The sequence below is a fragment of the Streptomyces sp. XM4193 genome (assembly GCF_023072595.1).
Lineage (GTDB): Bacteria > Actinomycetota > Actinomycetes > Streptomycetales > Streptomycetaceae > Streptomyces.
Map to the genome: position 1 here is coordinate 335,301 of NZ_JALLGK010000001.1, position 11,869 is coordinate 347,169.

The following is an 11,869-nucleotide window of genomic DNA, read 5'->3' on the forward strand; positions in this document are numbered from 1 at the left end:
AATCCCCCGATGCGGTGGGCGCGGTCCTGATCACCGGCGCCGCGAGCGGCATCGGCCGGGCCGTCGCCGAACGGTACGCGGCGCAGGGCCGGCACCGGCTGGAACTGGTCGACGCCGACGGAGACCGGCTCGCCGCGGTGGCCCGGGAACTGGGCGCCCGCCACCAGTGCCTCGACCTGACCGACGCGGACGCCCCGGCCGCGGCGGTCCGCCGGGCCGGGTCCGCCGGACCGGTGGAGATCCTCGTCAACGCGGCGGGCGTCTACCCCTCGCTGGAGATGACCGGCGTCACCGCCGACCAGTGGGACCGGCTGTTCGCGCTCAACGTCCGCGCCCCCGTACTGGCGACGGCCGAACTCGCCCGGCTCGCCCGAGCGGCCGGAACGCCCGCCTCGGTGGTGAACATCTCCTCGGGCGCCGCGCTCCGCGCCCGCCCCGGCGGCGGCCCGTACGCCGCGTCCAAGGCGGCGCTGGAGATGGCCACCCGCGCCGCCGCGCTGGAGCTCGGGCCGTACGGCATCCGCGTCAACGCCGTCAGCCCCGGTTTCGTCCGGGTGGACAGCGCCTGCAACCCGGTGACCGAGGAGTACACCGCGGCCGTCACGACCAACCCGCTCGGCCGGCCCGGCACTCCGCAGGACATCGCCCGGGCCGTGCACTGGATCGCCGGGCCGGAGGCGTCCTGGGTGACCGGGGAGATCCTGCGGGTCGACGGCGGCAGCAGCACCGGGGCGCCCGGCCTGCCCCGCCTCTGGCCGCCGCCCGGCGAACCCGGGCCCGGCGTATCCGCCCGGCCCGCGTCCGACGGGCCGGCGCCCGACGGACCCGACGGGCCGCCGCCCGACGAACCCGACGGGCCGGACCGACCGCAGTGGGAGCCTCCGGCCGGCCCGACCGCGCGCTGACAGCACGCGGCCGGACCCCCGGACCCCCGGACCCACCGGGACTCGCCCGGGCCCACCGGGCCGACTGCGCCGACGGCTGCTCGGGTCCGACGGCTGCTCGGGTCCGACTGCCCGGCCGCCCGGACCGCTTCCCACCGCAACCGACCGACGTACCACCCCCAATCCGCGCGGCGAACGGACAGTTCACCGCGCACGGAGGCACCGCGAATCATGAGCGTCCCCGAACAGACCGGCTACACCGTGGTGGGAGGCGGGGCCATCGGCGGCACCCTGGCCCACAGCCTCATCGCGGCCGGACACCCCGTCACCCTCGTCGACACCGACGCCGAGCACGTCGCGCAGGTGCGTGCACACGGTCTGACCGTGCTGCGCGGACAGGAGCGCGAGACCGTCGCGCCCCGGGAGGCCACCACCCCCGAGCAGTACGCGGGCCCGCCGCTGGGGCGGGTGCTGCTGGCTGTCAAGGCGCAGGCAACCGAGGCCGCGATGGCCTGGATCGCGCCGCGTCTGGCGGAGGACGGCTGCGTGGTGTCGGTGCAGAACGGGTTCAACGAGGACCTGATCGCCTCGTACGTCGGCGCCGGACGTACGGTCGCCGCCTTCGTCAACATCTTCGCGGACCTCGCCGAGCCGGGGGTGATCCGCTACGGCGGTCCCGGCGCCCTGGTTCTCGGCGAGGTCGGCGGAGCGCCCGTCTCACCGCGGGTCCGCTCGATGGTGGCCGATCTCCAGGCGTGGGGCCCGGCCCTGGCGAGCGACAACGTGGAGGGCTATCTCTGGGCGAAGGCCGGATTCGGCGCGATGCTCTCGGCCACCGCCCTCGCCGACGCACCGATGGCCGATCTCATCGACCGGCACCGCCCGGCGATGTTCGCGCTGGTGCGGGAGATCTTCGCGGTGGCCGACGCCTCGGGCGTGCGGCGCGAGTCCTTCGACGCCTTCGACGCCGTCGCGATGGGCCCGCGGTCCGCGCCCGAGGTCCGCGAGGCCGCCTGCGACGAACTCGTCCGCTGGCTGCGCGGCCAGCCCAAGGACCGCAGCGGCATCTGGCGCGATCTCGCCGTTCGGCGCCGTCCGGTCGAGGTGACCACGCACTACGGTTCCGTGCTGGCCGGCGCCGAACGGGCAGGTCTGGAGGCACCCGTGCTGCGGGCGGTGCTGGACGGTCTGCGCGCGCTGGAGCGCGACCCGGCCGGCATGTCCGAACAGCTGCTGGACGAACTCGACCACCTCGCCACCGACCCCACCGCCACTCCTGCCGCCACATCCACCGCCACTCCTGCCGCCGCATCCGCAGCCACCCCTGACACCGCATCCGCCTCCGTGTCCGAGGGCGCCGCGGACAAGGTGGCCGGGCTGCCGCGTCACCCCGGCCTCGACGTCGAGCAGGCGCGGAAGGTGGAGAGCTGGCTCGCCGAGCACCACGACGAGATGGTCGCCGACCTCGCCGCCTACACCTGCGTCGAGAGCGCCAGCGACGACCTGGACGCGCTCCGGACCTGCCTGGAGCATCTGCGCGGCTGGCTGGACCGCTCACTGGGCGCGCCCGCGCGGGAGGAGCGCCGCGAACGGCCCGGTGCCGCCGACGTGTTGATACGCCGCTACTCCGGCACCGGCACGCTGCGCGACGCCCCGCCGGTGCTGCTCCTCGCCCACTACGACACCGTCTGGCCGACCGGCACGCTGGAGCAGTGGCCGTTCGGCCGGGACGGCGACCGGATCGTCGGGCCGGGAGTTTTCGACATGAAGGCGGGCCTGGTGCAGGTGGTCTGGGCGCTGCGGGCGCTGCACGCGCTCGGACTGCCCACCCCGCCGTGCACACTGCTGCTCAACGGCGACGAGGAGACCGGAAGCGCCGCCTCGCAGTCGGTGATCGAGGCGGAGGCACGGGCGGCGCGCGCGGTGCTGGTCTTCGAGGCGAGCGCCGACGGCGGTGCGCTGAAGACCACCCGCAAGGGCGTCGGTCTCTTCACCCTGACCGTGGAGGGCGTCGAGGCCCACGCGGGTCTCGACCCGGCCGACGGGGCGAGCGCGGTGCTGGAGGCCGCCCACCGGATCATCGCGCTGGACCGCTTGCAGGACCTCAGCCTCGGCACCTCGGTCAACGTCGGTGTGGTCGCGGGCGGCACCCGGAGCAACGTCACCGCCGGGCACTTCCGGGCCGAGCTGGACGTACGGGTGGCCACCGCCGGGGAGCGCGAACGCATCTCCCGCGCGCTGGCGGAGATCACCCCGCTCGACGCGCGCACCACGGTGCGCCTCACCGGTGGCTGGAACCGGCCGGTCTTCGAGCGGACCCCCGGCGTAGCCCGTCTGTACGAACTGGCGCGTTCCTGTGCCCGCCCGCTCGGCGTGGACCTGCGGGAGACGGCGGTGGGCGGCGCCAGCGACGGGAACTTCGCCCTCGCCACGGGCACACCGGTGCTGGACGGGCTGGGCGCGATCGGCGGCGGGGCGCACGCGCGCAGCGAGCATGTGTCGGCGGCCGGGATGGTGGAACGCTCCGCGCTGGCCGCCGGCATCCTCGCCGCCTTCGCGGCGGACCGCCCGACCGCCTGAACCCGAACCGGACCGGCCTGAACCCGACCGGACCGGCCGACCGGACCGGCCTGAACCTCCCCGACGGCGTACGGGCACCGCGCCACCCCCTCCGTACGGGGGCGCGGCGGGGCGGGTCCGGGCGCCGTCCCCGTTCGCCGGTTGTGACACGGCGCACAGACCGCATCATGGACGACATGGACCTCTTTGACGTGATCGTGCTCGGCGCGGGTCCGGTCGGCGAGAACCTCGTCGAGCGGACCCGCGCCGCCGGCTTGTCCGCCGCCGTGGTGGAGAGCGAACTGGCCGGTGGCGAGTGCTCCTACTGGGCGTGCATGCCCAGCAAGGCGCTGCTGCGTCCGGCCGCGGCGCTGGCCGACGCCCGGCAGGCGCCCGGTGCCGCCGGCGCCGTGACCGGCTCGCTCGACGTGCCCGCCGTGCTCGCCTCCCGCGACTCCTTCGCCGCGCAGTGGGACGACTCCGGGCAGGTCGACTGGATCGACTCCACCGGCGCCGAGTTCGTACGCGGCCACGGGCGCCTCGACGGGCCGCGCCGGGTCGTGGTCGAGACGCCCGAGGGCGTGCGGCGCACTCTCACCGCCCGGCACGCGGTGGCGGTCTGCACCGGCAGTTCCGCGGCGCTGCCGGACCTGCCCGGGATCGACGGGGCCGAGCCGTGGACCAACCGCCGCGGCACCTCCGCCGAGCGGGTGCCCGGCCGTCTCGCCGTGGTGGGCGGCGGCCCGGTCGGCGTCGAACTCGCCACCGCCTGGCAGTCGTTGGGCTCGGAGGTCACGCTGCTGGTGCGCGACGACGGGCTGCTCTCGCGGATGGAGCCGTTCGTCGGCGAGGAGGTGCACCGTGCCCTCTCCGACGCCGGCGCCGACGTGCGGCTCGGTGTCTCGGTGACGGAGGTGCGCCGCCCGCAGCCGGACGGCGAGGTGACCCTGACCCTCGACGACGGCGGTCGACTCGTCTGCGACGAGGTGCTGTTCGCGACCGGGCGCAGGCCGCGCACCGGCGACATCGGACTGGAGACCGTCGACCTGGAGCCGGGCGGCTGGCTGGAGACCGACGACACCCTCCGGGTCGGCGAGGTCTCCGGAGGCTGGCTGTACGCGGTGGGCGACGTCAACCACCGTGCGCTCCTGACCCACCAGGGCAAGTACCAGGCCCGGATCGCCGCCGCCGCGATCGTCGCCCGCGCCCAGGGCGTACCGCTGCTGGAGAACGACCGCTGGGGCGCCCACGCGGCCACCGCCGACCACGACGCGGTGCCGCAGGTGGTCTTCTCCCATCCCGAGGCCGCGTCCGTCGGGCTCACCGCGCAGGAGGCCGAGCAGCGCGGCGTCAACGCGCGCGCCGTCGACTTCGACCTGGGCAGCGTCGCCGGTGCGGCCGTGCACGCGGACGGCTACCGCGGACGGGCGCGGATGATCGTGGACGAGGACCGGCAGGTGGTGGTCGGCGTGACCTTCGTCGGGCCGGGCGTGGCGGAGCTGCTGCACGCCGCTTCGATCGCGGTCGCCGCGGAGGTGCCGATCGAGCGCCTGTGGCACGCGGTACCGGCGTTCCCGACGATGAGCGAGATCTGGCTCCGACTGCTGGAGACCTACCGCGGCTGACCGCCCGCGCCCACCGCCCCGTACGGCGCGTACACCGCACCCGTACACCCGCGGGAGACACGAACGCCCCGCTCCGCGACCGGAGTTGTACCGGCCGCAGAGCGGGGCGCCGTCATGCGGTGCGTCATGCGGTGCGTCGTGCGGTGCGTCATGCGGTGCGTCGTACGGTGCTCGTGCGACGCGTCCTGCCGTGCTTCGTGCGGGGGCCGTGTCCCGCCACCGGCGCGGCTACTTGCCGGACTGGAGCGCGGTCCAGGTCTCGTTGCCGACCGCGCCGTCCACACCCAGGCCGCGGGCGGTCTGGTAGTCGCGCACGGCCTGGTCGGTCGCCGGCCCGAAGCTGCCGTCGATCCCCACGGTCTTGCCGAGTGCCGCGGTGAGCGCGCGCTGGACCCGGGAGACCGCCGCGCCGGAACTGCCCTGCTTCAGCGTCGGCTTGTCGCCGGCCGAGAGCAGCGCCGTCCAGGTCTGCTTGCCCACGGTGCCGTCGGCGGACAGGCCCTTGGCGGTCTGGAACGCCTTCACCGCGGCGGTGGTGGTGGGCCCGAACGCCCCGTCGACCGCGCCGGCGTCGTGGCCGTTGGTGTTCAACAGGTGCTGCACGGCCTTGACCTGGGCGCCGGAGGAACCGTCCTTCAGCGTCTCGTAGGAGCCGAAGTCCAGCTCGACCGGGTCGTCCGGATCGCCCGGGTCACCGGGGTCGCCGTCGATCAGCTCCATGTAGTAGTCCCAGTCCCAGTGCGGGCCGGGGTCGGTGTGGTCGTTGCCGGGCACCTCGACGTGGCCGACGATGTGCTGACGGTCCTTGGGGATGTTGTGCTTGGCGGCCAGGTGCTTGGTGAGCGCGGCCGACGAGCGGTACATGGAGTCGGTGAACCACGCGGCGTCGTCCACGTAGCCCTCGTGCTCGATGCCCACGCTGTGCGAGTTGGCGTTCCGCGCGTGCCAGGCGGTGTCGGCGTCCCGGACGCTCTGGGTCACCTCGCCGTCCGAGGAGCGGATCGTGTAGTGGGCGCTGACGTTGGACTCGGGGTTCTGGTACCAGCTGATCGACCCGGCGTACGAGCCCTGCGTGACGTGGACGACGACCGTGTCGATGGACTGGGTGCGGCCCGCGGTGAAGTTGGAGCTGTGCGCCGGGGCCCACTTGGCGGGCCCGTAGTCGTCGCTGCTGGGCGCGACGTCCAGCGAGTCGACGGAGGCGTAGCGGCCCCGCTCGGGCGCGGTCTCGCGGGGCGCGACCGAGACGTGCTCGCCCTTGCCGACCTCGGCGGCGAGGCCGTACTCCAGCAGTTCGTAGACGTGGTCGGCGTAGAGCTTGGCGCCGCCGTCCTCGCTCGCGCCGCTGTACTCGGCGACCACCGGGTACCAGGCGTTCACGTCGTCGCGGTCGGCGTCCGGGACACCGAGCCGGTCGGCGGCGCTGCTCAACACCGCGGCGCTGCCGCGGATGTTGGCGGCCGGGTCGGTGCGCAGCTCGGCCTCGGCCAGGCCGGTGAGCTCGGCGGCCCGGTCGAGAGTGCGGTGGGTGGGGTTGCTGACCAGGTGCATCGGGCCGTAGCCGCCGGCCTGACTGGCCTTGCCGCCGTGGTCCTTCAGCCGGGTCTCGCCGTAGCCGACGGCCAGCAGCAGGTCCTCGGGGACCTGGTACTCCTCGGCCGCCTCGCCGAAGGCGTCGGCCACGGAGGCGGTGCCCGCCTTCTCGGGTGCCGGTGCGGCGCCCGCGAGTTGGCCGGTGACGACGAGGCTTCCGGCGGCGACGACGGCGAGCGCCGCGAGGGCGGTGCGTCTGGCTCTCGGACCGCTGGAACGGTGACGGTGGTTTGTCATCAGCTCTCCATGCCTGCGTGAGGGGGGCCGCCGGTTGTCCGGCGAACGGAGACACACGTGTCGCCCTGTCTACCCACGAGGCATGGGCACGTCAATCATGGTTTCGTGGTACATCTCGTGCGCCGCGCCGCACGAACAGCCCGTCGGCGCCGTACGAACGGCCCGTCGGCGCCGCACGGATGTCCCGGCGGTGCTGCTCGCGGGTGGTCCGCGACGCGGCCCGGAGACGCGGACGGTGCGATGCGGACGGTGTGCTGCGGGCGGTGCGCCGCGGCTGTGCCCCGAGGGTCAACACCCCAGCTGTGCACCGCCGTTGACCTGGACACACTGCCCGGTCAGATGACCCGCGGCGTGCGAGGCCAACCAGTGCAGGGTCTCCGCCACGTCGCCCGGTGTGCCGACGCGACCGGTGAAGGTCTCGGCCGCCAGCTCCTCGCGCCGCTCCGCCGGCATCCCCCGCGGCCCGAAGAAACCGGTGCTCTCGACATAGCCGGGCGCGACCAGGTTGACCGTGATGCCGTGCCGGCCGAGCTGCCGGGCCAGGTCGAAGGCGTACGGGTGCAGCGCCGCCTTGCTCGCGGCGTACGCGGCCGAGCCCGAACCGCGGTGGGCGGCGATGGAGCTGAGGAAGAGGACACGCCCGCCCGGGCTCGCCAGCCGGTGACGCAGCGCTTCGGTGAGCAGTACGGCGGTGAGGACGTTGAGGCGGAAGTTGGCCGTCCAGTGGTGGGCCGCGTCGGCCACCGGGCCGCGCTCGTCGTCGGCGTCCGGTTCGAGCAGGCCGTTCCCGCCGGCGCCGTGCACCAGCACGTCCACCGCGCCGTACTCGGCCTTCACCAACTGCGCCACCTGCTCGGCACCTTCGACGGTCGCCAGATCGGCGGCGAGAGCCTGCGCGCCGGGCACTCGCCCGGCCGCCTCCTGCACCACCCGCGCCCGGCGGCCGACGACCAGCACCTGGTCCCCGTCGGCTGCGAACCGGTGTGCGGTGGCCAGTCCGATGCCCGTCCCACCGCCGCTGATCACCACAGTCCGAGTCATACGCGGAGAGTAACCCACCGCTTCCGCAACCGTACCGACGCGCCCGCAACGCCCGCCGGACCGCGGCCGGTTGCGCGGAACGGCACCGCGGCGCGGGTGCTGCACGGGCCGTACGGGATGCACCGGCCGTACGTGCGTCAGCGGGACTCGGCGAGGAGGCGTTCCAGGACCAGGGCGATGCCGTCGTCCTCGTGCGAGGCGGTGACCTCGTCGGCGACGGCCAGCAGCTCCGCGTGGGCGTTCGCCATGGCGACGCCGTGGGCCGCCCAGCGGAACATCGGGATGTCGTTCGGCATGTCGCCGAAGGCGATCGTCCCGGCCCGCTGCACGCCCAGCCGCCGTGCGGCGAGCGACAGGCCGGTGGCCTTGCTCAGACCCAGCGGGATCAGCTCGACGATGCCCGGGCCGGCCATCACCACGTCGACCAGGTGGCCCGCCAGATCGCGGCCCTTCTTGGCCAGTTCGTCGTCGCCCGTGCCGGCGCTCTGGATGTAGATCTTCGACAGCGGTTCGGCCCAGACCTCCGCGGGGTCCTCGAACCTGCGGAACGGCAGCTCGCCCTCGTACGCCCGGTAGTCGGGGCTGAGCAGCACCTCGCCGTCCAGCCCGTCCCGGGAGGCGGCCACCGCGAGCGGGCCGGTGACCCGCTCGATCTCGGCGAGCGCCGAGGCCGCGACCCTGCGGTCCAGGGTGACGGAGGTCAACAGGCGGCGCTCGCCCGCGTGGTAGACCTGCCCGCCCTGGCCGCAGACGGCGAGCCCGACGTGGCCGAGGTCCTCCAGTATCGGACGGGCCCAGGGGACGTTCCGGCCGGTGACGACGATGTGCGCGGCGCCCGCGGTGACGCTCGCGTCCAGCGCGGCCCTGGTGCGCGGCGAGACGGTGTCGTCGCCGCGCAGCAGGGTGCCGTCGAGATCGGTGGCCACCAGCCGGTACGGGAAACTCACTTGGCGACCGGCTCCAGCACCTCGCGGCCACCGAGATAGGGCCTGAGCATCGCCGGCACCCGCACCGAGCCGTCGGCGAGCTGGTGGTTCTCCAGCAGCGCGACGATGGTGCGCGGTACGGCGCAGAGCGTGCCGTTCAGCGTGGCGAGCGGACGGACCTGCTTGCCGTCGCGGTAGCGGATCGAGAGCCTGCGCGCCTGGAACTCGTTGCAGTTGGAGGCGGAGGTCAGCTCGCGGTACTTGCCCTGGGTCGGGATCCACGCCTCGCAGTCGTACTTGCGCGAGGCCGAGGCGCCGAGGTCGCCGGTCGCCACGTCGATGACCTGGAAGGGCAGTTCGAGGCCGGTCAGCCACTGCTTCTCCCACTCCAGCAGCCGCAGGTGCTCGGCCTCCGCGTCCTCGGGCGCGACGTAGGTGAACATCTCGACCTTGTCGAACTGGTGCACCCGGAAGATGCCCCGGGTGTCCTTGCCGTAGGTGCCGGCCTCGCGGCGGAAGCAGGGCGAGAAGCCCGCGTACCGCATCGGGAGCTGGTCCACCGAGAGGATCTCGTCCATGTGGTAGCCGGCGAGGGCGACCTCGGAGGTGCCGACCAGGTAGAGCTCGTCCTTCTCCAACTGGTAGACGTTCTCGGCGGCCTGGCCGAGGAAGCCGGTGCCCTCCATGGCGCGGGGCTTGACCAGCGCCGGGGTGAGCATCGGGGTGAAGCCGGCCTCGGTGGCCTGGGCGATGGCGGCGTTGACCAGGGCGAGCTCCAACAGCGCGCCGATGCCGGTGAGGTAGTAGAAGCGCGAACCGGAGACCTTCGCGCCGCGCTCGACGTCGATGGCGCCGAGCAGCTGGCCGAGCTCCAGGTGGTCCCGGGGAGTGAAGCCCTCGGCCTCGAAGTCGCGGATGGTGCCGAGCGTCTCCCGGACGGTGAAGTCGTCCTCGCCGCCCACCGGAACGTCGGGGTGGACGAGGTTGCCGAGGCGGAGCAGCAGCCGCTGGGTCTCCTCGGCCGCCTCGTTCTGCGCGGCGTCGGCCTCCTTGACGGCGGTCGACAGCTGCCCGGCCTTCTTCAGGAGCGCGGCCTTCTCCTCGCCCTGTGCCTTGGGGACGAGCTTGCCGAGGGTCTTCTGCTCGGCGCGCAGCTCGTCGAAGCGAGCGCTGGAGGACCGGCGTCGCTCGTCGGCGCTGAGCAGGGCGTCGACGAGGTCGACGTCCTCTCCTCGGGCGCGCTGCGAAGCGCGCACACGGTCGGGGTCCTCACGAAGCTGGCGAAGGTCAATCACCGGGCCAGGCTACCGGTGCGGCACGGCGGAGAGCCATGCGATATCCCGCCGCAGGCGATAGTTCCTTTTGGTGGCGAGTGTGGCCTTTTATTGCAGTGAGGGCTGATTCCGGTCGGGGAGGTTCGGGGAGGTTCGGCGAGCGGCCGGTGCGGTCGTATCGGCGAGTGCCGGCCCGTCGCGGCGGAGCGGCCCGGGGGCGGCGGAGGGTGCCGAGTGGGTCGAGGCGGGTCCGAACGGGCGGGTCCGAACGGGTGGCCGGGGTGGGGCGACCGGGGGTGGGGAGAGGTCGCGCCGGTCGTGGTGGGTCGCCTGCCGGGCCCGTGCGACCACTGAATCCGCACCCTGTGGAAGAAGGTCGTCGCCCTGCGTTATCCACAGGCGAGGTGACGCTCGCACATTCTGTCCACAGTTCACCTGGCCAAGCTGTGGAAATCTCGAAGATCGTTTCAACGGCGGCGCGATGTCCCTTTGGTGTTGATTATCCGGGCTCGGTTAGCGCGCGTTCTCCTGAGCTTTCCCCGCGGTCGAGAGTTACTTGAAGGGAAATGATCGAGAAGTGGTGACATCTCGAAGTCTGTGGCGATTCATGGCTATCGAGAGGTAATGTCCCATTCCTCCTCGCGAGGAAGTCGACTTGTGCACAGCGTGCCACCCGCCCTGTGGATAACTTTCCGGGCCCGGCGACCGGTGCGGCGGAACCGTACCGGCAACCGGGCCCGGAAACCTCAGCCGCGGCCGTCCATGCAGCGCATCACCCAGTCCGCAGCCGTGCTGAACGCCTCGTCGGTGGTGCCCGCCCGGACGGTCGGCGCCTGCCGGTCGGCCCGCGGGTAGGAACCGAGGAAACGCACCTTGCGCGACAGCCGTTGCAGCCCCATCAGCGCGTCCGCCACCCGACGGTCCTGGATGTGGCCCTCGCAGTCCACCGAGAAGCAGTACCGGCCGATGCCCTCACCGGTCGGGCGCGACTCGATCCGCATCATGTTCACGCCGCGCGACGCGTACTCGTGCAGCAGATCCAGCAGGGCGCCCGGATGGTCCTCGGTCAGCCAGAAGACCACGGAGGTCTTGTCGGTGCCGGTCGGCGCCGGCGGACGGGCGGGCCGGCCCACCAGTACGAAACGGGTCTCCGCGTTCTCCGCGTCGTGGATGTCGCTCACCAGGGCTTCCAGCCCGTAGGTCGCCGCCGCGAACTCCCCCGCGAACGCGGCGTCGTAGCGGCCCTCCTGCACCAGGCGCGCCCCGTCGGCGTTGGAGGCGGCCGACTCCCAGGTGACGTTCGGCAGATGACGCGCCAGCCAGCGGCGGACCTGCGGCTGCGCGACCGGATGCCCGGTCACCGTCTTGATCTCCTCCAGCCGGGTGCCCGGCCGCACCAGCAGTGCGAAGGAGATCGGCAGGACGACCTCGCGGTAGATCATCAGCGCCTCGCCGGCGGCGAGTTCGTCGATGGTGGCGGTGACCCCGCCCTCCACCGAGTTCTCGATCGGTACGAGCGCGCCCGCGGCCTCGCCGCCGCGCACGGCGTCCAACGCGGCCGGCACCGAGACCATCGGAATCAGCTCGCGCGTCGCGGCCTCGGGCAGGGTGCGGATCGCGGCTTCGGTGAAGGTGCCCTCGGGCCCCAGATACGTGTAGCGACTGGCGGGTGACATGCCGCCACACTAACCAGCGCTTCCGCCCCCGGAGGCCGGGTCTCACCCCGCGAA

Annotated in this window: 8 protein-coding genes; 3 read left to right on the forward strand and 5 right to left on the reverse strand. The window is 73.3% G+C overall.

Annotated elements, in window-relative coordinates; translation table 11 throughout:
• The first annotated feature begins 14 nt into the window (after nt 1–14).
• The 3 genes from MTQ01_RS01370 to MTQ01_RS01380 all read left to right on the forward strand — a co-directional run bounded on the left by MTQ01_RS01370 (nt 15) and on the right by MTQ01_RS01380 (nt 5,068).
• A complete protein-coding gene (locus MTQ01_RS01370) occupies nt 15–905 on the forward strand; it encodes an SDR family oxidoreductase (protein WP_308294367.1) in 891 nt (296 codons plus the stop codon).
• 210 nt (nt 906–1,115) lie between these two features.
• Nucleotides 1,116–3,464 carry a 2-dehydropantoate 2-reductase gene (locus tag MTQ01_RS01375; RefSeq protein WP_247486440.1) on the forward strand — a complete coding sequence of 783 codons (2,349 nt, stop codon included), beginning with the start codon at nt 1,116–1,118 and terminating at the stop codon, nt 3,462–3,464.
• A 176-nt stretch (nt 3,465–3,640) separates the two neighbouring features.
• Entirely contained in the window at nt 3,641–5,068 is a 1,428-nt protein-coding gene (locus tag MTQ01_RS01380; protein WP_247486441.1) for an NAD(P)/FAD-dependent oxidoreductase, read from the forward strand.
• Nucleotides 5,069–5,296: 228 nt separating this feature from the next.
• On the opposite strand, the gene MTQ01_RS01385 is transcribed toward MTQ01_RS01380, so the two are convergent.
• From MTQ01_RS01385 to pheA, 5 genes are all read right to left on the reverse strand, one after another.
• On the reverse strand, nt 5,297–6,898 hold the full coding sequence (locus tag MTQ01_RS01385; RefSeq protein ID WP_247486442.1) for a peptidoglycan-binding protein: 1,602 nt from the start codon (nt 6,896–6,898) through the stop codon (nt 5,297–5,299).
• Between the two features lie 288 nt (nt 6,899–7,186).
• On the reverse strand, nt 7,187–7,939 hold the full coding sequence (locus MTQ01_RS01390) for an SDR family NAD(P)-dependent oxidoreductase (RefSeq protein WP_247486443.1): 753 nt from the start codon (nt 7,937–7,939) through the stop codon (nt 7,187–7,189).
• Between the two features lie 137 nt (nt 7,940–8,076).
• Entirely contained in the window at nt 8,077–8,886 is an 810-nt protein-coding gene (locus tag MTQ01_RS01395) for an HAD family hydrolase (protein WP_247486444.1), read from the reverse strand.
• Nucleotides 8,883–10,160 carry a serine--tRNA ligase gene (gene serS / locus MTQ01_RS01400; RefSeq protein WP_247486445.1) on the reverse strand — a complete coding sequence of 426 codons (1,278 nt, stop codon included), beginning with the start codon at nt 10,158–10,160 and terminating at the stop codon, nt 8,883–8,885. The genes MTQ01_RS01395 and serS overlap by 4 nt, the downstream gene beginning before the upstream one ends.
• Nucleotides 10,161–10,885: 725 nt before the next feature.
• Nucleotides 10,886–11,815 (reverse strand): prephenate dehydratase, encoded by a 930-nt coding sequence (gene pheA, locus MTQ01_RS01405; protein ID WP_247486446.1) that lies wholly within the window; start codon nt 11,813–11,815, stop codon nt 10,886–10,888.
• Nucleotides 11,816–11,869: the final 54 nt, after the last annotated feature.

Coding starts and splice junctions, on each gene's coding strand:
- pheA (WP_247486446.1), bottom strand. CDS start 11,815: ATGTCACCCGCCAGTCGCTACACGTATCTGGGGCCCGAGGGCACCTTC.
- MTQ01_RS01375 (WP_247486440.1), top strand. CDS start 1,116: ATGAGCGTCCCCGAACAGACCGGCTACACCGTGGTGGGAGGCGGGGCC.
- MTQ01_RS01390 (WP_247486443.1), bottom strand. CDS start 7,939: ATGACTCGGACTGTGGTGATCAGCGGCGGTGGGACGGGCATCGGACTG.
- MTQ01_RS01380 (WP_247486441.1), top strand. CDS start 3,641: ATGGACCTCTTTGACGTGATCGTGCTCGGCGCGGGTCCGGTCGGCGAG.
- MTQ01_RS01385 (WP_247486442.1), bottom strand. CDS start 6,898: ATGACAAACCACCGTCACCGTTCCAGCGGTCCGAGAGCCAGACGCACC.